Raw genomic sequence first — 22,394 nt, 5'->3', positions numbered from 1 at the left:
ATTTTTGTTATTTGTTCTTAAGCCTATTTGACTTAATTAAACACGACCTTTAAGTGCATTAAATACCCATGCAACAGCAAAAAAGCCAACGCCTACAGCTGCAAAACCCCAACCGGCTACATCGTCATATCTAAAAGCTCCTAATGCAATTAATGCTAATCCTACTATTATCATAATTGTGGTAGCCCAAGCTAACACAGTATTTTTGTTCATTGCCATAATCTAGTTTAGTAAAATGTGAATTACAAATATCGTTTATTTTAACACAAAAAGCATCCTATTTAGGATGCTTTTTTGATATTATTTAAAGACTATCTATGACATTGGGACTTCTATAAAAAGTAGTTGTGCCTCTGTTATAGTATTAATTGAAAAACGATCAGTACTAGTCACACCTATTGCATCTCTACTTTGTAATGTATTATTATCAATAGACACCGTTCCGGAAATAACCATAACATAGGTACCATGACCATCACTTTTAGTGTTATATATAAAAGACTCGTCTGCTTTTAAATCAATTCGAGATAATTTAGCATCTTGATGTATTTTTAATCCGTCTTCCACTCCATCAATGGAAGTTACCAACGTTTGTAGCTTACCTAATCTATCTTCAGCCTTAAAAAATTGTTGATCATAACGTGGTGCTACATTTTGCTTATTAGGAATAATCCAAATTTGAAACAAACTTAAATACTCATCCGTTTTTGCATTCATTTCAGAATGCTTCAAACCACTTCCTGCACTCATAATTTGCACTTCTCCTACTTCTATTGTTTCCCATTGGTTCCCCATAGAGTCTTTATGCTTCAGAGCCCCTTTTAAAGGAATGGTAATGATTTCCATATTATCATGAGCGTGAGTACTAAAACCCATACTTGGTGCAATAACATCATCATTTAACACGCGTAAAGCTCCAAATTGTATCTTTTCTGAATCAAAAAACTGAGCAAAACTAAAACTATGATTTGCTTGCAACCAACCATGATTTGCAAAACCACGATCTGCTGCTTTATGTATAACTGTATGCATTATATAACTTCGTTTTATTATTTTATGGTTGTCCTCAATTTATCTAACAAATCACTTAGTTGCCCCGCTTCGTCCTCTGTAACATTGTCTAGCAAATTATGTAACGGATTATTGGGCCTAATTTGTTTTAAAAGATCTACCCCCTGTGTAGTAATCTCTATTAACACCACTCTCCTATCTCCAGGAAAAGAAATACGTTTAATTAAATGTTTATCACACAACTTATCGGTTAGACGTGTCAAATTAGGTGCACGCTCTACCATACGCTCTTTTATGGTTTGTACTTTTATAGGCTCTTTTGCACCTCTTAATATTCTTAAAATATTATATTGTTGTGGTGATAATCCAAAAGGCTTAAAAAAGTCGTTTTGAAAACTTGTAATATGATTTGCTGTAAACAAAATATTAAGCATCGCTTTTACTTTGTTACTTTCAAACTTTGATTTAATTTCTTCTGCAAAACCAGCCATTATCTTTCCTGTTTTAACTATTATAAATTTTCAGAAAATGTACTAACCGCTTTGATTAAACCTTTATTTAATTCCGCATTAACTATAGTCCCGTCTTTTAAGTTATCATTAAATGATGGTAAATTAAAAGTCGCGACGATATTAGCATTATGTCTAGGAAACCTATCTGCTGCCATATCAAATACAGATTGCCCTGCTCTTGGTCCTGGAGACGTACTCATTAATAACATTGGTTTATCTTGAAATACTTTAACCTCAATTCTAGATAACCAATCCAATAGGTTTTTAAATGCAGCTGTATAGGCACCATTATGTTCTGCTAACGACACTACAACTCCGTCAGAATCGGTAATCTTGTCAAAAAATTGTTTTGCTTTATCTGGAAAACCTGAAGCAGCTTCTAAATCGACACCATAAATAGGCACTTCAAAATTATTTAAATCTAAAACTTCAACAGACACATTCTCTAATAATGACGAAGCGTAAGTTGCTAATTGTTTATTTATTGAAGTAGAACTATTACTACCTCCAAAGGCTATTATTTTTTTCATTGTATTGTTTATTTTTTTCAAAGATACAAAAAATAACAATATATATTACACGGAAACTAATTCCGTGTTTTATATTAAGATTGAAACAAAAATTAGCCAATACATTTAAAATAGTAGTTTCATTACACTATTATCTTTTGTATTTTTACGACAAATAAAATATTTCCAATGGACATTAACTTCAACAAAAACGAAGATCATAATAAACTACTACTATCTGACCTCAAATCTAAATTAACAAAAGTTAAATTAGGTGGCGGAGAAAACCGAATAGAAAAGCAACACGCCAAAGGTAAAATGACTGCTAGAGAGCGTGTAAATTATCTATTAGATAGTAAAAAGAAAAGTATAGAGATTGGCGCTTTTGCTGGAGATAAAATGTATGCCGAACATGGTGGTTGCCCTTCTGGTGGTGTCGTTGTTAAAATGGGATACATCAAAGGAAAGCAATGTATTGTTGTAGCCAATGATGCTACTGTCAAAGCAGGCGCATGGTTTCCTATTACTGGAAAGAAGAACTTACGTGCTCAAGAAATTGCAATAGAAAACAAATTACCAATTATTTACCTTGTAGATTCTGCTGGTGTGTATTTACCAATGCAAGACGAAATATTTCCTGATAAAGAACATTTTGGCCGCATTTTTAGAAATAACGCCGTTATGAGTAGTATGGGAATTACTCAAATTTCCGCAATAATGGGGAGTTGCGTTGCTGGAGGTGCTTACTTACCTATTATGAGTGACGAGGCTATTATAGTGGATAAAACCGCTAGTATTTTTCTTGCTGGTAGTTACTTAGTTAAAGCTGCCATAGGAGAAACTATAGATAATGAAACACTTGGTGGAGCAACAACACATTGCGAACTTAGTGGTGTGACAGATTACAAAGCTAAAGATGACAAAGATGCTTTAGACAAAATAAAGCGTTTGATTGATAAAATTGGAGATTATGATAAAGCCGGCTTTAGCCGAAATGAATCTAAGAAACCAAAAGAGAATCCTGAAGATATTTACGGTATTTTACCTAAATCTAGAGCCGATCAATACGACATGAAAGAGATTATCAAACGTCTCGTTGATGACTCTGAGTTTGATGAATATAAAGAAGATTACGGAAAAACAATTATTACTGCTTATGCAAGAATTGATGGTTGGGCTGTAGGTATAATTGCTAACCAACGTAAGCTAGTTAAAAATGCAAAAGGCGAAATGCAATTTGGTGGTGTTATCTATAATGATAGTGCAGACAAATCGACACGTTTTATAGCAAATTGTAATCAGAAAAAAATTCCGTTAGTCTTTTTACAAGATGTTACAGGATTTATGGTAGGAAGTAAAAGTGAGCATTCCGGGATTATTAAAGATGGAGCTAAAATGGTAAATGCTGTTAGTAATAGTGTTGTACCAAAGTTTACTATTATCTTAGGTAATAGTTATGGTGCTGGAAATTATGCAATGTGCGGTAAAGCTTATGACCCAAGATTAATTGCTGCTTGGCCAAGTGCAGAACTTGCTGTTATGAGTGGTAATAGTGCTGCTAAAGTCTTATTGCAAATTGAAACAGCTTCTCTTAAAAAGAAAGGCGAAACAATTACTAAAGAAAAAGAAGAGGAATTATTTAATAAAATCAAATCACGTTACGACGATCAAGTATCTCCTTATTATGCAGCAGCCCGTATTTGGACGGATGGCGTTATTGATCCTTTAGATACTAGAACTTGGATTAGCATGGGGATTGAGGCTGCCAATCACGCACCTATTGAGAAGCAATTTAACATGGGCGTTTTACAAGTTTAAAATAGTATTTTTCACTACCACAAGCTTCAATCAAATTATAATATTTTAATTGAAGCTTGCGATGGCCTAACTGCGCCAGTAATTACAATGCGATACACATTTTAACAAAATTACCCTTTTATAGATATACATTATATGGCACTAAAAAAAAGAGGAATACTTTCCATACTTATAACATTATTTATTAGTTATGGATTATATCAGGTTTATGTCTTTTATTTTGATAATAATGATAATATACAATCCATCTACTTAGTACCAAAAGATGCTGTTTATATTATTGAAACTAAAAAGCCCATTAGCAACTGGGATGCTATTAGCAAAAGTGATATTTGGAAACATTTAAACACTAATGCCTATTTTAATACCATGGCTAAAAACTTAAATAAGTTAGATACTATATTTAAGCAAAAACAAGGGACATTTAACCGCATCGGAAACAGAGATATCGTCATTTCGGCGCATGTTTATGCGCCTAAAAAATATGGCTTTTTATATGTTGTAGATTTGCAAAAAATATCTAAACTTAATTTACTTAAAAATAATTTAAACACCTTAATCAATAGTAATTATACTGTAAGCAAACGTAAATATCACGAACAAGAAATAACCGAAATTTACGACACAAAAAACAGAGAGACCCTATACCTAAGCTTTATCGAAAACCAAATGATTGCGTCCTACACGCATACGTTATTAGAAGCCTCTATTGATCAATATTCAGAGCCTGTAATCGGTCGGAATTTGAATTTTATTGAAGTCAAAAAACAAGTGGGGTATCACGATATGTTTAGAGTGTACTTTCAATATGACTATTTAGATGAATTTGTTAAAGTCTTTTCTAATAAACCTGGTTATACCACTGAAACACTAAGTAAAAGTTTAGAGTTTAGCGGTTTTAGTTTTGATTTAGATGATAATACTATTGTCGCTAACGGAATTACCAATACTAACGACCAAGCATCCTCTTATCTTAAAGCACTTCAAAAATCAGGAAAAGGAGAACGTACCATCAGTAGTATCGCTCCTAAAGAAACCGCTTTATATTTAAGTTTTGGTTTTAGTAGTTTTGAAGCCTTTTACGACAATTTCGAAACTATCCAAAAAGAAAACCCTAAACAATTCAAAAGTTATTTAGACGGTACGGAACAAGTCGAGAATTTCTTGAAGATTAACATTAAGAAACATTTTATTAGTTGGATTGATGATGAAATCGCATTGCTCCAACTCCACTCCAGTGTATCAGAGTCAACAAAGGATGTGGCGTTAGTCATTAAAGCTAACGATATTGATGACGCCAAAGAAAACCTAGATTTTATTTTGGAGCAAATTAGAAAACGTACACCTGTAAAATTTAAAGAGGTTAATTACAAAGGGTATCCTATTAACTTTATGTCCATCAAAGGATTTTTTAAAATATTGCTAGGTAACTTATTTTCCGATATAGAAAAACCATATTATACTATTATTGACGATTATGTTGTGTTTAGTAACGAACCTAACACTTTAAAAAGTATTATTAATACGTACACTAATAAACAAACTTTAAATGACTTTGAGGCCTTTAAAGACTTTGATGACGAGTTTGACAAACGCTCTAGTATTTTTGCTTACATCAACACGCCTAGTTTATATAATAATGCTTACGACTTTGTAGATAACACCACCAAACAACAGCTAAAAGCTAATAAAGATTATTTTATATGTTTTCCTTTAATTGGTATCCAGTTAACTCCAGAACGAAACTATTTTGAAAGCAAAATTGTAATAGACTACCAATCGCCAGAGGACGTTAAATTAAACTATACCTTTACAGATACTGCAATAGTTAATACACCGGAAACTAATCCTACTATTATAAGTGAAGATTCTATTAATAAGGAGACCATTTTTAATATTCCTGAAATCTATCCAACAGATTTAACAGCTGGAGAATTCACCAAGAAATACGCCAATGGAAACGTTAGACTTTCAGTAGAATTAAAAGATGGTTTAAAACACGGTCATTACAAATCGTATTACTCTAACGGTGTTTTAAAAATTTCCGGTAAATATCGAAAAGACAAACAAATTAGTACATGGCGAATCTATGATTTAAACGAAGACCTAGTTTATAAAAAACGATTTTAGACATAAAAAAAGGAACGCTTAAAGCGTTCCTTTTTTATTTAAATAGTACTCTAAATCTATAACCCATTCTTTAAAACGTTATTGATCCAATTTCTAGCACGTCCTTTTCACTATCTAATCTGTATATTCTGACTTCTTTCGTTTCATTTTTACTTCCGTAATTTTTAAATATGGTGATTTTCAAAGTCGTTGGACCTGATATTTTTTGTACGTCATCTGCAAAATAATCTAACTCAATCTCATAGTCGCCTTTCAATCCTTTTTTAATCATAAACTCTTCTGGACCATAACCATCAGTCATATCTTGTGACAAACGATCCCCATAATCTGAACGTTTGTTCTTGTAACTTATAGATTGGTTTTTAGGTGTTTCTACCCATAAATCTAAATCAGTATCATTGTGATTCCAATCTGCTACAACACGTAAATCTAGTTTTATTGGTTTTAAAAGCTGTTTTTGTAAGTCATTTAATTTGATTTCTTTTTTATGTGTTTGTAATAAATGACTCGCTTCAATAAATGCTAAGTGTTCTATACCATAAAAGCGTTCGTCTAAATCCTTCTCTACTAGTTGTCCATCGATTATCGTATACAACAAATCAAATGCCTTTTGATAATTACCCACGTTTTCATAAGCTAATGCTAAATCCCTCGTCGATTGTGGTTCTTCTGGTCTTAGTTTCAAGATTTCTTTATACACATGAAGTGCTAAATCGTATTGTTTAAAATAGTCTAATTTATAAGCTAATGCACGCATGACTTCGTGATTGTCTAAATCTATTTCAGTTAAATTAGACACCACTGTAATTGCTAATTCTTTTTCTTGTATCGAATCAAAATAATCCGCAACGTCTATAAAAAAAGAAGGCGTATTACGATATTTTATTCTTAACTCTAAATACTTATCATAAGCCTCTTTTGACGTTGTTTGCGCTTGCAATATTTTAATATAATCACTATCAGAAGACCAAGGTTTAAAGTTTATGTCGTCATCTATTTTATCGTTTAAGGCGTTAATTTCTTCAGCATTATTTTTTAGACCTTCTTTGGTCGTTATTACCAGAACACCATTTGCCCCTCTACTTCCATATAACGCTGTTGCGGACGCCGCTTTTAAAATAGTCAAACTATCTATTGTATCCGATGCTATAGCGTTAAATGTACTATCAGACACTACACCCCCATCAATAACATACAACGGTGTCGCATTATTAGTCACTGTACTTGCGCCTCTAATTGTTACTGTTGGACTAGCTCCTGCTTCTCCAGAGCCATTAGTAATTGCTACACCTGAGACCCTACCACTAAGTGTTTGAACGGCATCAGACATTGATTTTGATTCAAGGGATTCTGATTGTATGGTTTGAACAGAATAAGATACCGTTGCTTTTCTTTTTGTTACATATCCCGTAATAACAACTTCATCCAAAGCATCACTAGGTGTTAACATTGTGCTAATGGAATTTGAGTCACCAACCACTATTTCTTTACCATAAAACCCGAGATAATCAACCATTATGATATCTCCTACTTCTGCGTTTATAGCATATTTTCCATCAAAATCTGTTGAAGCTCCGTTAGACGTTCCTTTTAAAATAAGAGTCGCAGCTGGCAATGGTGATCCACTGTCATCCAAAATGAAACCAGACACTATTCTTTTATTTAGATCTATTTGATTTTCGATTATAGTATCATCACTACTTTCAGTTGGATCCGTGCGGATTGATGTCGCTTCTTCTGGTTCTGGAACTGTTGTCGTTGGTTGAACAATAGGAGGCGTTACCGGATCAATAATGGGCTGTGGCTTTTTAGTTTTAGTTAGTATTGGATAACTTGTAGCGTACCATTTTTTTAAATCTAAGTAATCTTCAAAAAGTTGATTTCTTCTGTCTTCTATGTCTTCCAACCTATCCGCTTCTTCATTAGCGTTATTAGCCATACGGTCTTTATACTCTGCTTTTAGCTCTGCAGGTGGTTCGATCTTATAACGTACATAATCTTCAATTCTATCTAAAATAATTAACGACGTATATTCAGAAATCAGATGGTTTTTCTTAGCCAGTGAAATAATCTCCGCTCTATTTTCTTCTTTATTACTATTTAAAGCTTGCAATTTCTTTTTTGCCCACAGACGTTTAACTAAACTATTAAAACTAGACTTTACCAAGTTTACTTTTACTTGCTCTGTTATTTGATTACCATACCCAAAATTTAATTGCACTGTTGTATTTGTATCAAATTTTCCAGATATTGAAAAATCACTAGTAATAGTTGTATTGACTAAGGGATAAACTTCTGATATTGTCCTATTACTATCGATACCTAAAAACTTAAATGATTCTGTTTTCAAGGCATTTAATGCTTGTTTTGTGTCTATAGAATTGAGATTAATATACTGCCCCTTATTTTGGTTTGAAATGTATTCCAAAAATTGATGATTAGCAGAATCCACAGCGTTTATTGTATATAAGTTGCCTTTAAACCCGTCTTGTAATTCACCTAAATTAAACATCCCATCACTAAAAAATAAGATCTCATCGTTAGAGGTGTTTTTTAGATCTAAATAAGATGTACCACCATCATATACTATAGATTCTATTTCTTTTTTAAGTAGTTTCCAATTACCATTAGTAATATTAAATCGTTTTGTCTTATTTGTAGCATTACTAAATACTACAAAATCAACCTGGACGGTATCTAAATAATCAAAATAGGAATCTAAAAGCTTCATTTCTGCTTCTAACTTTCTAAATTTCATAGAATAAGACGCATCCCAGTATAAACTAATCGTTTTTGGTTTTTGCTTTAGTCTGGTTTGCGGCTTAAATAATTTATAGACATTAAAATAATTATCATAAGTCGTTACACTTTCTGTATTTCCCACTGGAAACTCTAAAACAACCGCCGTATTTACTAAAGCTTTAGTTTCCTTTACCGATGCTTTTAAAATACCTTCATTGGTTTTAAACTTTAATTTATACGGATTATCACTCTTAACTTTAGGATTTTGAGCCACATTATAAACCAATACATCTAAGGAGAAATCTAAAGGTTCCTGAAAATTAAAAGGAATAGTATATCTATGTTTCCCATCACTAGCAATCATTTCTTGTTCAAAAGTGATGCTTAGCCTTTTATAACCTTTCGCTGGTATGGGATAGACTCTAGCTTTATAATTGTTTCCTTTGGTCATTTCCAATAATCCTGGATCAATGGTCTGACGTATTGTAGATTCGTAAGCCACACGCCCTAACTCTTTTTCAACAATTACGGCATCTCTCATTTTACCATTAACATCCATTGCAAAATTAGTTACTGATTGACCTTGGCCTAACGGAAAAGCTAATTCTCCTTCCAAAACACGATCAGTACCATTATAAAACTTCATAGTATAGGTTGTGGTTGCTATATTACCCACAACTTCTGTTTTAACTTCTAATTTTTTTAAAGCTAAAAAAGTGGAATCTTGAAGTTTAATTCTTGGTACTTCCTGTGCAGAAAGCGTAACTGATATAAAAAGGAAAAAAAGTTTGAGTAGTTTCATAATGGTTGTTTTAAGTATAATACAAACCTAAGATGAAAGTAACCATTACAAAAATTATATTGAGTAAAGTGGTCTTATGAATTAGGTAACGTTACTTTTTAAGGCTTTTTAAAGTTTCAGTTCGATTAACCTTGCCTGAAGTTGTTTCAGCGAAAGCGGAAATAGCATACACCTGTTTAGGTGTTTCAATCGCATTTAAATCAGAAAATACGTTAGGATTTAAAGTATCAGTATCTGCTTCAATAATCATTATAGCGACCTCTCCAAAAGTAGGATCGGCTTCAGAACTGATAAAAAAACGAGAGCCCATTTTAGATTGAAGTTTAGCCTCAATTTGCTCAGGAAATAATTTTACACCTCCAGAATTAATAACATTATCAACACGTCCTAGCCATTCAAAGGTTGTTTTAGAATGAAATTTAACCACATCATTAGTGATGATCTGACCTACTGTTAATTGTGGTGCATCAATAACCAAACACTCTTTTATGTTTTGACTAATAACAATATTTGGTAAAGTCGTAAAATAACTTGTCGCTTTACCATTGATTTGTTTGACTGCAATATGTGTAATCGTTTCGGTCATACCATACGTTTCATAAACGTTAGTTGTCACCTTTTGAAATTGTTCTTTTAACCGTGATGATACTTGTGCGCCTCCAACAATAAGTGTTTTTATATTGTTAAGTTTCTGCATTGCTTTTTCGGCTTGTGCCGGAATCATTGCACAAAAATCGTACTGCTTTTCTGTATTAAAAACAGGATTTGTTGTGGGCTCTACACTTTCTATCTCTAACCCTAAAACGATAGCACGCACTAACATCATCTTTCCTGCAATATATGTTGCTGGCAAGCATAGTAAAGCTGAATCCCCCGGTACTAATTTAAAAAAATCACCTGTAGCAATAGCGGAATTAACCATCGCTTGTTTTTGTAACGTAATCGTTTTGGGTTCACCTGTTGAGCCTGATGTTTTGACTAATATAAAATCGTTATGATCGATCCAATCGGATAAAAACGCCCCTATTTCTTGCTCAAATAATTCGCCTTCTTTAATAAAGCTGTAAGCGACTTCTTTTAAGTCTTCAAAAGAAAAATGAATCCCATTTAACTTAAATCTGTTGTGTACTTTATTATAGCTAGGAGTCATATCTTTAGTCTAAAGTTGAATTATCATCAATCACTGGTGCTTCTATATTTCCAAATAATTTTTCTTTCCAATTGGTCCATTTATAAACTTTAGCAAAAATGAATAACAATATAGGGAATACAACAAATACAGGGATAATAATATCTCCAAAACCTGCTTCAGGCTCTGATATATCTTTAAAAACGGAGTGTGTTTGTAAAACCGTCCAATCTGCAGTAACCAATAAGGCTCCAAACAGATTATTGGCGGCATGAAATCCTAGAGATAACTCCATTCCATCATCCATTAATGTTAAAACACCTAGAAATAATCCTGTTCCAATGTAGTACACCATGACACCATACCCTAATTTACCAACTTCTGGATTAAAAACATGCATCCCTCCAAAAATCACTGAGGTTATCAATAATGGCACCCATTTTCTTCTTAAAGATGCCACTAAGTTTTTATTGAATTCGGACTCAAAAGCATTTCTCTTTTTTAAAAATTCAAAAATCAATGCGCCCACTCCAATGACAATCGCAGCCAATCCTAATCCTTCCTCTGCATTAAAATTATTAATCATAATAATTTGAGAACATATAGGAATAGATAATATTGTAAAAATAAATCCAAAAGGGAACTGCTTACTAGTTGTTACCGTTCCAAAACCTTGCATTAAATACCCTCGAAAAATATACTCTTCTAAGCTTGTTTGTATTGGCACTAATAACACTGCGATTACCACTAAAATCAGAAAACGGTTTAGCTCAAAATTCCACACATAATTCTCTGGCGAACCATAATAATCAATAAGTACCATTCCTGAAGATATTACACCCCAAAACAAAAAAGAAAACAGCACACGCTTCCAATCTATTTTAGGCCTTGCTGTAGTAACAGATAACAAAGACTGTTTGTGCAAATTTTTAACAACAATAATCAACCCTACAAAACCAAAAGCAAAAGAGAGTAATAATAAAAACAAGTTTAAATTTGGTTCTAAAATGGTCATTAATTTAGACTCATCTATATCATAAGCAGAACCGCCATTTCCAATATGTTTCACTATTGCCGCAATAGTAAACGGTATTTGTCCAAGCATTGCAAAAACAGCAATAATTAAAGACCCCACTAGGTAACGCCAAAATTCATGCTTAACAGTAAATGCTTGTTTTATAAAATCCATAATCTAAAATTTAAAGTCCCAATTAGTATTTGTATCGTATTGTAATGTCCCTTTTTCTACTTGTAAAGGCGCTGTAATATTATTAGTAAAAAGGCTTCCTGTCCCTAAACCTTGTGGTAAATTACTGTTTTTTGTGTACGTATATTGTGCTATAGCATTAAGCCCGACATTACTCTCCAAAGCACTGGTAATCCACCACCCTATATTTTGTTTTTCAGCCAAGTTAACCCAAGTATCACTCCCTTTAAAACCGCCAATAAAACTAGGCTTTAAAATAATGTATTGCGGATTAATAGCTTGTAGTAAATCCAACTTCTTAACATCATCAAAGACACCAATCAACTCTTCGTCTAAAGCAATGTCCAAAGGTGTTTGCTCACAAAGTTTCGCCATGTCTGTAAATTGACCTGCTTTAATTGGTTGTTCAATAGAGTGTAAATTAAAATCTGATAACTGTTTTAGTTTTTCTAAAGCTTCAGAAGGTTTAAACGCACCATTGGCATCCACACGTAGTTCTATATCGCTTTCGCTGAAATTACGCCTGATACCCTTTAAAATATCTAGCTCCGTTTGAAAATCTATGGCTCCGATTTTTAATTTTATGCAACTAAATCCCGACGCTATTTTATCTTCAATCTGTTGTTTCATAAAAGCCTGATCGCCCATCCATATCAAACCATTAATAGCTATTGAAGCTCTGCCAGCAGTAAATTCAGAAGGAAATAAAACAAAAGGATCTTGACTCTCTAAACTTTTAAAAGCCATTTCTAATCCTATTTGAATACTTGGAAATTCTCCATTTTTAGCATACAAATACGGCAATCCTTTTTCAATTTCTTTACATGTATCTTGTAATTGCGTTTCGTAATCAGGGCGATCATCTACGCTCAAGCCTCTTAAAATACCACATTCTCCAATACCACGTTTACCATCATGTTCGATAATTAAAAACCAAGTTTCCTTAGTTTTTAAAATACCACGCGAGGTACCACTAGGTCTTTTAAATTCTAAAATATGTTTGCGATAGGTTACTTTCATAATGAAATCAAAAATACTTAAATATTTTTGTAAATTCACCTAAAAATCAACGATTACATGACGTTTAAAAATAAAGTAGTTTGGATTACTGGCGCTTCTAGCGGAATTGGAAAAGGATTAGTATTAGCCTTGTCTAAATTAGAGTGTCAATTAATAATTTCTTCAAGAAATGAAACCACTTTAAACCAAATAAAACAAGCTTGCCCAAACCCTGATAATGTAGCGGTATTACCCTTTGATTTGGCAGATTACGACCACATGAAACCCGTTGTAACACAAGCTATAAAACACTTTGGTAAAATTGATCTTTTAATTAATAATGGAGGTATTAGTCAGCGCTCATTAATAATAGACACAGATATTAGCGTAGATAAAAAATTAATGGAAGTGGATTACTTAGGGACCGTAGCTTTAAGTAAAGCCTTATTACCTCATTTTATAAAAAACAACATTGGACATTACGCAGTTGTTACTAGTTTGATGGGTAAATTTAGTTCGCCCTACCGTTCAGGTTATTGCGGAGCAAAACATGCTTTACACGGTTTTTTTGATGCGCTACGTATGGAACATGAAAAAGACAATATAAGCGTAACACTTATTTGTCCTGGATTTGTAAATACAAATATTGCTAAAAACGCACTAATTGGTGATGGTAGTTTGCAAAACAGTCAAGATCTAGCAACAGGAAATGGCTTATCTATTGCCGAGTTTTGTGACCGCATGTTAACAGTTATTCAAAAAGAAAAATTTGAAGCCTATATTGGGAAAAAGGAAATTTTGGGCGTGTATTTGAAACGCTTCTTTCCTAAGATTTTACACCGTAAAGTTATGAAAAGCCAGGTTAGATAGCTATTACAGCTCTAAACTCTCTCCAATTTCTAAAAGCATTAGGTCTTTGTCTTTTTCAAAAAACTTACGCTTACCTGCTTCATGATCAATTTCGATATAACCAAACGTATCAAAATGATATCCTAAAATTTTATCGCATGCTACAAAATCACTAGCGATGATTGCATCATTAATTCCCATTGTAAAATTATCTCCGATAGGTAAAATAGCCAAATCCAATTGGGTTTGCATCGGGATCAACTTCATATCAAAAGTTAACGCTGTATCTCCTGCTATATAAATGTTTTTATGCTCCCCTTCAAGAACAAAACCTCCCGGTTGTCCACCGTAACTACCATCCGGAAAAGAAGAGGTGTGTATCGCATTGACATATTTTAAACGTCCAAAATCAAAATCCCAAGTCCCACCGTGATTCATTGGGTGACCTTCAAAACCTAAATTCTGAAAATGAGTTACAATTTCAAAATTAGACACAATAACGGCTTCTGTGCGTTTTGCGATAGCTTCCACATCCAGAATATGATCTTGATGTGCGTGCGTTAACAATATATAATCTGCTTTAATAGTATTAATATCTATGTGAGCAGCTTTAGGGTTTCCTGAAATAAATGGATCTACTAAAATATGTATATCCTCTATTTGAATACCTAAACAAGCGTGACCGTAAAAAGTGATTTTCATGTAAATGTATGTATTACAGTAAATGTCCGATACCTAATAGTAAACTTAACAATACTGTGGTTAATGCTAACTTTTTTAATTCTGGGTCAAAATCTTTAGGATTAGTTACCGATCTAACCTTTTTTAAATGTAACCCTAAAGGAATGTAAGCTACAAAGTAAATCAAATTTAAAGGTGATTTATAGTAAATAACACCAAATAAAACCGATAATACGATAGCTGTAATAATTAAAAAATAATGATATTTTTTAGCGGTTTCAGCTCCTAATTTTACAGCCAACGTTATTTTGTTTGCTGTTACATCAGATATAATATCCCTCATGTTATTCAAGTTAAGTACCGCTGTACTTAATAAACCTATAGCAATTGCTGGTAAAACGACAATAAAATCTATTTGCTTTGCAAATAAGACATAACATCCTAAAACACTTACTAAGCCAAAAAAAACAAAGACAAAAATATCGCCCTTACCTTTATAACCATACGCATTGTTACCAACGGTATATTTTATAGCTGCATAAATAGAGAGTCCCGCTAACACAAAAAACAATAGCGCTAACCACAAATACTCGGCTTTAAAAGATACATAAAGCAATATAGCTGTCAGTAAAATACTAATAATTACATTTATTCTAATCGCTTTATACATGTCCTGGTGCGTAATAGCACCAGATTGCAAGGCACGAACAGGTCCAATGCGTTGGTCGTTATCCGTCCCTTTTACACCGTCTCCATAATCGTTAGCCAAATTTGACAGTATTTGATAACTAAGCGTTGTTAAAATAGCAAACACTAATATTACGCTATCAAAAACACCATTATATTTTGCTAAACAAGCGGCCACTATAATTCCAGAAATAGATAATGGCAATGTACGTAAGCGCATTGCCGACAACCATTTGGTAACGTTCTTCATATATTATGGAATCCATTGTTTTGGGAAGTTAGGCTTACGCTTTTCTAAAAACGCATCTCTCCCCTCTTTAGCTTCGTCTGTCATATAAGCCAATCGTGTTGCTTCTCCAGCAAATACTTGCTGTCCAACCATGCCATCGTCGGTTAAATTCATAGCGAATTTTAACATCTTTATAGAGGTTGGTGATTTCTCCAAAATCTCTTGTGCCCATTGGTAAGCAGTCGTTTCTAACTCGTCATGAGGTATCACAGCATTTACCATTCCCATATCATAAGCTTCCTGTGCAGAGTAATTTCTTCCTAAGAAAAAGATTTCTCTAGCTCTTTTTTGACCTACCATTTTGGCTAAGTAAGCAGAGCCATATCCACCATCAAAACTAGTAACATCGGCATCTGTTTGTTTAAAAATAGCATGTTCTTTACTTGCTAAAGTTAAATCGCAAACAACATGTAAACTATGTCCACCACCAACTGCCCAACCTGGGACAACTGCTATAACTGCTTTAGGCATAAATCTAATTAGACGTTGTACCTCAAGTATATTTAATCTATGGTAACCATCCTCTCCTACATAACCTTGATGACCTCTGGCCTTTTGATCTCCACCAGAGCAAAAACTATACACGCCATCTTTAGTAGATGGTCCCTCTGCAGATAATAAAACAACACCTATAGATGTATCTTCTCCGGCATCATAAAAAGCATCATATAACTCCTTAGTTGTTTTAGGTCTAAATGCATTTCTAACGTTAGGTCTATTAAATGCTATACGCGCGACACCATTGCATTTACTATATGTAATATCTTCATAATCTTTGGCCTTTTGCCAATCTATAACCTCCATAAAATATCATTAAATATTGAGATTATAAAAATACACAAATAATATATTGTACTCTAATATTTACTTTTTCATTTCTCGAATGACTTTGTTTAAATCTTTAAAAAAAACTTTTACAATCACAGTCACAAACCACTAAACGACTCAATAACAATTAATAAGTGTAAGAATTATCCTCGTACAACTAATTTTTAGCTCAAAAATATACCTTTTGACGATTTAGTATTTTATTAAACAGCTTAAATCTTGCACACCTATTTCATAGTGTACCTTCACTTAATAATTAATTAATCCCTTGACAATGTTAGTAATAAACTCTGAAATATTCAGGAAAGTAGAAAAAACATACCATTTACCTGTGGGTGATTTATATTTTTTTGAAAACATAGCTGTTATGCAAATTAACGAAGGAGAGCATGCATCACTCAAATCTTCACAATATTTTTTAAAGAAAATATACGATTTTTACGAAACAAAAAATAAGCCTTACGGTTATATCTCAAATAGAGTGAATAAATACTCAGTTGAAGTTTTAGACTATCAAAAGCAGACTGATTTACTTCCTAATTTAAGTATCTATGGTATTGTCGCTTATTCACAATTTGACTCTATGAATATTGATATTGAAAAGCAATTCTGTAAAATGCCAGTCTCAAGTTTTAATGATTTGGATAAAGCTTATAAATATGTTAATAATTATATAGTAAACAAATCAAATATAATTGATAGCTTGATTAAAAAATAAATCCTAGGCATCTATTTATTAGTTGCTTACCTACTACCTATAAAGAGCCTTAACCTCTTTTAGGTAGTTTTTATGATTTTAAACGATAAAACATATCTTTTGTCGATTAGCTATTTAAAATGTAATCACGATTCTATTAAAATATAGAATATTAACTAATTTAGCTTTAAAGCTATTTACTTTATGAAAATCATCAACTCAACCCTTGCAAACCAAATTAGAGACATACACATTACAGATTCTGGTAATTTCTATTTTTTAGATGGAATTGTTATTTCTGAAATTAATGAAAATGTAACCTATACTTGGGAAGAAGCACAGCACGTCGTTGACGCGATAAAACAATTTTATGGCCCATCAAACACTATTTATTATATTTCTAACCGTGTAAATACATACTCCGTAAAGCCTTCCGATTGGCTTAATTTTCTTAACGGCAGCCAACTAAATGGTTATGCTGTTGTAACTAGAAGTGAGAATAGTTGGTTTAACGCTTTAATGGAAAAACTGTTTTTAAAAATAGAAATTAGTCGTTTTGACAACCTATACCATGCTATAGAATGCGCAAAAAATGTAAACAAAACAAATTCTAACCTTGCTTGTTAACGGTATTACCAAAAACAAATTAAGAGCATTGTCCCAAAAATCATTATATCATACAAAAAAAGTAGTATAACCTGAGCTACACTACTTTCCTTTATTTTATAGATTAAAAATCTACGGTATTACTATAGCAAAATTTATTTTAGATAAATTCCATCCTCTTTTAGATCTACAAGCTTTTGCTTGTAAAGTGTACCGATGGCCTTTTTAAATGTTTTTTTACTCATTTGTAAAAGATCTTTAATTTTTTCCGGACTAGACTTATCTGTCACAGGTAAAAACCCATTGTTATCCGTTAATTCTTGCATAATTTTATCTGCATTAGGCTCGATATTTCTATAGCCTATTTCTCCTAAACCGATATCTAACTTATTTCCTGGTCTTACCTTTTTAATAATACCTTTTAACTTATCTCCAACACTTAAGTCTTGAAAAATGCTATCCTTATAAATCAATCCTGTATGTATATTATTTACAATAACATTCATCCCTAAATCACTTGGATGCGACACAATAATATCTACTTGGTCAAATTGCGCAACAGTTAATTCTTTATTATCTAAAAATTGATTGGTTTTACTAGAAGCAACCAAACGCTCCGTGACATCATCTAAATAACAACGTACTAAATACCAGCCCCCTTTTTTCATTGGAAATGCTTGCTCTTTAAACGGGCAAAACAATTCTTTTACCAATCCAAAGTCTAAAAAAGCTCCAAATTTAGAAACTTCATTACAACGTAATACCGCAAACTCTCCATTAATTATAAACGGCTCTGTAGTTGTAGCGATAATACGTTCGTCATTATCTAAATAAACAAACACCTCTAATTCATCACCAATTTCAAACTGTTCTGGAACATATCTATTAGGTAATAAAACTTCATTACCATCTGCATCACCTAAAAATAATCCAGGTTCTGTATCTCTTAAAATTCCGAGTGTATTAAATTCTCCTATTCGTATCATTTTGCAAATGTAAGCATATAAAAAAAGCGTTACAGAACTGTAACACTTTTTTTATATATTTTTTTTATTCTATTTGTAAATAGCTTCTTTTTTGAAGTGTTTTGCTAACAAATAATAAACAACTGCTCTGTATTTATTTTTATTTGATCTTCCGTAAGTTTCAATTACAGAATCTATAGCTTTATCTAGATCTGCACTATCCGCTAAACCTAATTTTTTAATTAAAAAATTATTTTTAACAGTAGCTAATTCTGAATCATCGGTACCCGAGACTGTAGCTGCATCTTTATTATATATAGATGGTCCACAACCAATTGTAACTTTAGTTAAAAAATCCATGTCCGGAGTTACTCCACATTTATCTTTTAAATCTGCAGCATACTTTACGATTAAGTCATCACGTTTACTCATAATTTTTTTATAATTTAAATTAATAATTTTTAGCTTATTAAAGGTACAAATTTTCTTGCTCTCTTTGTAATCACCAAATAAATATAATAAAAATTACGCTTAACGTATAATTTATCCGACGAAACTATCGCACATATTTAAAGTAATCTAATAAAATAGCATCATTATCTCTGGCTGGAGTAAACACTTCTAATAGCTTAGGCGACTCTGAAACGTCATAAAAATCACTTAAAGCAACAACTAACTGATCTTCAGAAGACGCATGACTATAGTTAAACCCATACATATCGCAAAGTTGTTTTGCTGACAAGTGATGTTTAGTTTCAAAAAAGTAATCAAAATTATCAGTATTCTTATGTCCAGGTAAAATTCTAAAAATCCCTCCACCTTCATTATTAATAACTATAATTCTAAAGTTATTAGGTACATAATTATTCCATAATGCATTGCTATCATAGAAAAAACTTAAATCCCCTGTTATAAACACTGTTGGTTTTGGGTTTGCTACTGCCGCACCTATTGCTGTACTTGTACTGCCATCAATACCACTAGTTCCTCTATTACAAAACACTTCTAAAGTTGGATTAATATCAAATAACTGTGTGTAGCGGATTGCAGAGCTATTACCGACTTGTAATTGCGACTGGTTTGGAATATTATTTAAAAAGATATCAAAGGCTTTAAAATCCGAAAACGGAATTATAGACATATACGCCGCGTGTTTATCTCTTCTGATATTCATTTGCGCATTCCAAAATGGATTATACGCACTTTTAATAGCTTTTGTTAATGGTAAAAAAGACTTAAAAAAAGAATTTATAGATTGTTTAAACACTTTGCTTAATACAAAAAAAGTATCATTCGCCCCTTGTTCTGCGACATGCCAATGTTGTTTTGGTTTATGTGTTCTTAAAAATTTCTTTATTTTTTTAGACACGATTAACCCCCCAAATGTTAATAATATATCTGGCTGTAATGTTTCTAATTCTGTCTCCGATAATGCTCCTATTAATTTATCTATACTTGGACAAAAGTTGTCATGGTATAAATTTGATGTGCTTTCTGTCAATACCAAAACACTTTCATCTTCTGCTAACACATCCAAATATCGTTGCTCTATACTGTTAGGAGCCAACACACCTACTAATATTAACTTACGTTTTGAGTTATTCCAAATTTCAGCGAAAGCGTTAAAATCGTCCTCAACAGCATTAGACTCCGTCATTGGAATCACTTCCGGATTTACTGTCAGCTCATCGACCATTTGGTATAAGGGTTCGTCAAACGGGATATTGACATGAACTGGTCCTTGCGTAGCAATAGCAATATTAAAAGCCTTATTAATTTCGGTTTCATTTTGTTGCTGTATGCCTTGTTGCAATCCTAAATAGTGTTCAATTTTATTCTCAATACTTTTCATGATCGGCAAATCTTCCGCGAAAGCATTTTCCGTTTCAGGATTTAAGTCCTGTTTTAAATTAGCCGAATATTGAATATGATTATGATAAACATTTTCTTGATTTATAGTTTGCCCATCTCCTATTCCGACCATATATTTAGGTCTATCAGCGCTTAATACCACTAAAGGAATATGACTATAATACGCTTCTGAAACAGCAGGGTAATAGTTTAACAGTGCACTACCAGACGTACAAACGACTGCCACGGGATGTTTAATTTGCTGGGCGATTCCTAAAGCAAAAAAAGCCGCACAACGCTCGTCGACAATACTATAACATTTAAAAAATGGATCATGTGTAAATCCAATGGTTAGCGGCGCGTTTCTGCTTCCTGGAGATAATACAATGTGCTGAATATTCTTAGCTTTACAAAGCTGAATAACGGTTTGTGCTAGGGGTATTTTAGGGTATGTCATGTGTAGCACAAAAATACGAAACCCTAATCCTAAATTAAACGATTATAAGAGGTTTTTAACAGTCTTGGTTTTGGCAACGGTTTCCTCCCATTCATTTTCAGGTATAGAATCCTTAGTAATTCCACCTCCAACATAAAGTAATGCTTGGTCATCCTTAATTTGAAGACATCTTAAATTCACAAATAAGTGCGAAATTGTTTTAACGGATCCATAAGCGTTATTCTCGACATTTCTACGATTGGTATTTCTTGTTTTGGACTGCATAACATTAATCTCGCCTAAAAACCCAGTATAATATTCGCGATTATAACCTTCGTTATTTAGTATAAAATGCTTAGCTTCCTCTTTTGGCAAACCACAAACTGCCGGTGTTGGATGCAACTTTTTAATTACGGACTGTAATCCGTTCTCAGGTTTTAAAAGTCCAGAAATTTTGGTTTGCAAATGCAATAAATTTCCGGCTTTAATTGTTTCGGTTTTCCCTATATTAATACGACTTACTGACGACTCCAAGCTACTAACTATAAAATCTGTCACTAACTGCTGCTCTTCTTGTTCTTTGGATTGCCATTGGACATCAATCGTATTTTTATACTGCTGTGTACCTGCTAGAGACATGGTTAAAAATCGGCTCCCTTCCACTTTTAATAACGTTTCTGGAGTTGCTCCTAACCATAATCCGACTTGTGGATGATACCAACAATAGACCATTGCTGTTTTATAGGTTGCTAAAAATTTTTTGAATAATAAAAGGGTGTTGGATTTTGAAAAATTTTCGGTTGCAACCCTAGAGATTACAACTTTTTTAAAACTTCCGTTCTCAATCTCAGCAATTGCTTGCGCTACTAATTGTATATGCTTTGCTTTTGCTGAAGCCTCTATTATTGAGCTTTTACTACTATTATCATCGTTTAAAGAATCATCAAACACGCAATCCATAGTTTCACTTTCATCCAAAGGAAATAAGACTGTATTATCTTCATTTTTAAAGGGTGAAAATACAAAACCACGCTCTTCAAAATTTTTAGTATAATGAAGCTGATTACTATTTTGAAGTAATGCTTTCACAGCGCCTTCGTTCGGCTTTCTGTAGGCCACAAAAGGTAACGCCTTTGTAAAATGAATAGATAGTTGTTCAAAAAAAGCTTTAGAAGTCATCATTTATTTCTTTTTTGGTAAAGAAATAGTCGATAATTTACAAATCGAAATTAAATTATCCGCTTCATCCGTTACTCTAATATCCAACAATTGCGTGGTACGTCCTTTATGTAAAAATGTAGCTTTAGCATAGATATATCCAGAGCTAATGCTTTTTAAGTGATTAGCTGTTATCTCCAACCCTCTAATCATTAAATTTTCAGAATCTAAAAATATATGCGACGCAAAACTACCAACACTTTCTGCTAAAGCAGCTGTTGCTCCACCATGTAATACGCCATCAGGTTGATGTACGCGAGGAGTCACAGGCATTCTGGAGACTAAAAAATCCGCTCCATAATCTACGACCTCAATCTCTAAGGTTTCCATTAATGTGTTTTTACTAGCTTTATTTGCTATAGCCAACACTTGTTCTTTAGAATACTTCATGTATCTTTAATTTTAATGTAAAAATACAAAACATAGCG

The 22,394-nt window shown here is 32.8% G+C and carries 21 protein-coding genes; 5 read left to right on the top strand and 16 right to left on the bottom strand.

Annotated features, from left to right (window positions below):
* Positions 1-36: 36 nt before the first annotated feature.
* The 4 genes from E9099_RS15150 to E9099_RS15135 all read right to left on the bottom strand — a co-directional run bounded on the left by E9099_RS15150 (position 37) and on the right by E9099_RS15135 (position 2,053).
* Complete coding sequence (locus E9099_RS15150) at positions 37-219, bottom strand: CAL67264 family membrane protein (protein ID WP_028281998.1); 183 nt, start codon at positions 217-219, stop codon at positions 37-39.
* A gap of 96 nt (positions 220-315) precedes the next feature.
* Positions 316-1,032: a pirin family protein gene (locus E9099_RS15145; protein ID WP_205961001.1), complete on the bottom strand. Its 717-nt coding sequence runs from the start codon at positions 1,030-1,032 to the stop codon at positions 316-318.
* A gap of 17 nt (positions 1,033-1,049) precedes the next feature.
* Entirely contained in the window at positions 1,050-1,502 is a 453-nt protein-coding gene (locus tag E9099_RS15140) for a MarR family winged helix-turn-helix transcriptional regulator (protein WP_136584374.1), read from the bottom strand.
* A 20-nt stretch (positions 1,503-1,522) separates the two neighbouring features.
* Entirely contained in the window at positions 1,523-2,053 is a 531-nt protein-coding gene (locus tag E9099_RS15135) for an NADPH-dependent FMN reductase (protein ID WP_136584373.1), read from the bottom strand.
* A gap of 168 nt (positions 2,054-2,221) precedes the next feature.
* Here E9099_RS15135 and E9099_RS15130 point away from each other — a divergent pair, with 168 nt between their 5' ends.
* Both E9099_RS15130 and E9099_RS15125 read left to right on the top strand, forming a co-directional pair.
* Positions 2,222-3,850: an acyl-CoA carboxylase subunit beta gene (locus E9099_RS15130; RefSeq protein ID WP_136584372.1), complete on the top strand. Its 1,629-nt coding sequence runs from the start codon at positions 2,222-2,224 to the stop codon at positions 3,848-3,850.
* 135 nt (positions 3,851-3,985) lie between these two features.
* Positions 3,986-5,980, top strand: coding sequence for a DUF3352 domain-containing protein (locus E9099_RS15125; RefSeq protein WP_136584371.1), 1,995 nt, complete (start codon positions 3,986-3,988; stop codon positions 5,978-5,980).
* A gap of 70 nt (positions 5,981-6,050) precedes the next feature.
* Here the strand turns inward: E9099_RS15125 and E9099_RS15120 are convergent, their stop codons facing one another.
* From E9099_RS15120 to E9099_RS15105, 4 genes are all read right to left on the bottom strand, one after another.
* Positions 6,051-9,524: a VIT domain-containing protein gene (locus E9099_RS15120; RefSeq protein ID WP_136584370.1), complete on the bottom strand. Its 3,474-nt coding sequence runs from the start codon at positions 9,522-9,524 to the stop codon at positions 6,051-6,053.
* Between the two features lie 91 nt (positions 9,525-9,615).
* Positions 9,616-10,674, bottom strand: a complete 1,059-nt coding sequence (locus tag E9099_RS15115; RefSeq protein WP_136584369.1) for an AMP-binding protein — start codon at positions 10,672-10,674, stop codon at positions 9,616-9,618.
* Positions 10,675-10,678: 4 nt separating this feature from the next.
* Entirely contained in the window at positions 10,679-11,842 is a 1,164-nt protein-coding gene (locus tag E9099_RS15110; RefSeq protein WP_240788909.1) for a CPBP family intramembrane glutamic endopeptidase, read from the bottom strand.
* A 3-nt stretch (positions 11,843-11,845) separates the two neighbouring features.
* The gene (locus tag E9099_RS15105; protein WP_136584368.1) at positions 11,846-12,880 is read right to left on the bottom strand and encodes an o-succinylbenzoate synthase; all 1,035 of its coding nucleotides are present in this window, start codon (positions 12,878-12,880) and stop codon (positions 11,846-11,848) included.
* Between the two features lie 57 nt (positions 12,881-12,937).
* Here E9099_RS15105 and E9099_RS15100 point away from each other — a divergent pair, with 57 nt between their 5' ends.
* Entirely contained in the window at positions 12,938-13,729 is a 792-nt protein-coding gene (locus tag E9099_RS15100) for an SDR family oxidoreductase (protein WP_136584367.1), read from the top strand.
* Between the two features lie 3 nt (positions 13,730-13,732).
* On the opposite strand, the gene E9099_RS15095 is transcribed toward E9099_RS15100, so the two are convergent.
* Genes E9099_RS15095 through E9099_RS15085 form a run of 3 tightly spaced genes read right to left on the bottom strand, consistent with a single transcriptional unit; the run spans position 13,733 to position 16,169 of the window.
* Positions 13,733-14,410: a metal-dependent hydrolase gene (locus tag E9099_RS15095; protein ID WP_136584366.1), complete on the bottom strand. Its 678-nt coding sequence runs from the start codon at positions 14,408-14,410 to the stop codon at positions 13,733-13,735.
* A 13-nt stretch (positions 14,411-14,423) separates the two neighbouring features.
* Positions 14,424-15,326 carry a 1,4-dihydroxy-2-naphthoate octaprenyltransferase gene (gene menA, locus E9099_RS15090; RefSeq protein ID WP_136584365.1) on the bottom strand — a complete coding sequence of 301 codons (903 nt, stop codon included), beginning with the start codon at positions 15,324-15,326 and terminating at the stop codon, positions 14,424-14,426.
* A gap of 3 nt (positions 15,327-15,329) precedes the next feature.
* The gene (locus tag E9099_RS15085; RefSeq protein WP_136584364.1) at positions 15,330-16,169 is read right to left on the bottom strand and encodes a 1,4-dihydroxy-2-naphthoyl-CoA synthase; all 840 of its coding nucleotides are present in this window, start codon (positions 16,167-16,169) and stop codon (positions 15,330-15,332) included.
* A gap of 298 nt (positions 16,170-16,467) precedes the next feature.
* Between E9099_RS15085 and E9099_RS15080 the strand changes: the two genes are divergently transcribed.
* Positions 16,468-16,911 (top strand): hypothetical protein, encoded by a 444-nt coding sequence (locus E9099_RS15080; protein ID WP_136584363.1) that lies wholly within the window; start codon positions 16,468-16,470, stop codon positions 16,909-16,911.
* A gap of 183 nt (positions 16,912-17,094) precedes the next feature.
* Positions 17,095-17,517: a hypothetical protein gene (locus E9099_RS15075; RefSeq protein WP_136584362.1), complete on the top strand. Its 423-nt coding sequence runs from the start codon at positions 17,095-17,097 to the stop codon at positions 17,515-17,517.
* 134 nt (positions 17,518-17,651) lie between these two features.
* On the opposite strand, the gene E9099_RS15070 is transcribed toward E9099_RS15075, so the two are convergent.
* From E9099_RS15070 to E9099_RS15050, 5 genes are all read right to left on the bottom strand, one after another.
* Positions 17,652-18,482, bottom strand: coding sequence for a S1 RNA-binding domain-containing protein (locus tag E9099_RS15070; RefSeq protein ID WP_136584361.1), 831 nt, complete (start codon positions 18,480-18,482; stop codon positions 17,652-17,654).
* Between the two features lie 69 nt (positions 18,483-18,551).
* Positions 18,552-18,893 carry a DUF2853 family protein gene (locus E9099_RS15065; protein WP_136584360.1) on the bottom strand — a complete coding sequence of 114 codons (342 nt, stop codon included), beginning with the start codon at positions 18,891-18,893 and terminating at the stop codon, positions 18,552-18,554.
* A gap of 124 nt (positions 18,894-19,017) precedes the next feature.
* On the bottom strand, positions 19,018-20,769 hold the full coding sequence (menD, locus tag E9099_RS15060; protein WP_136584359.1) for a 2-succinyl-5-enolpyruvyl-6-hydroxy-3-cyclohexene-1-carboxylate synthase: 1,752 nt from the start codon (positions 20,767-20,769) through the stop codon (positions 19,018-19,020).
* A gap of 42 nt (positions 20,770-20,811) precedes the next feature.
* Positions 20,812-21,930 (bottom strand): chorismate-binding protein, encoded by a 1,119-nt coding sequence (locus E9099_RS15055; protein WP_317130624.1) that lies wholly within the window; start codon positions 21,928-21,930, stop codon positions 20,812-20,814.
* Complete coding sequence (locus E9099_RS15050) at positions 21,931-22,356, bottom strand: PaaI family thioesterase (protein WP_136584358.1); 426 nt, start codon at positions 22,354-22,356, stop codon at positions 21,931-21,933.
* Positions 22,357-22,394: the final 38 nt, after the last annotated feature.

The organism is Psychroserpens sp. NJDZ02 (assembly GCF_004843725.1).
Taxonomy (GTDB): Bacteria; Bacteroidota; Bacteroidia; order Flavobacteriales; family Flavobacteriaceae; genus Olleya.
The sequence above is the reverse complement of the archived record's forward strand: the minus strand, read 5'-3'. Positions and strand labels throughout refer to the sequence as shown.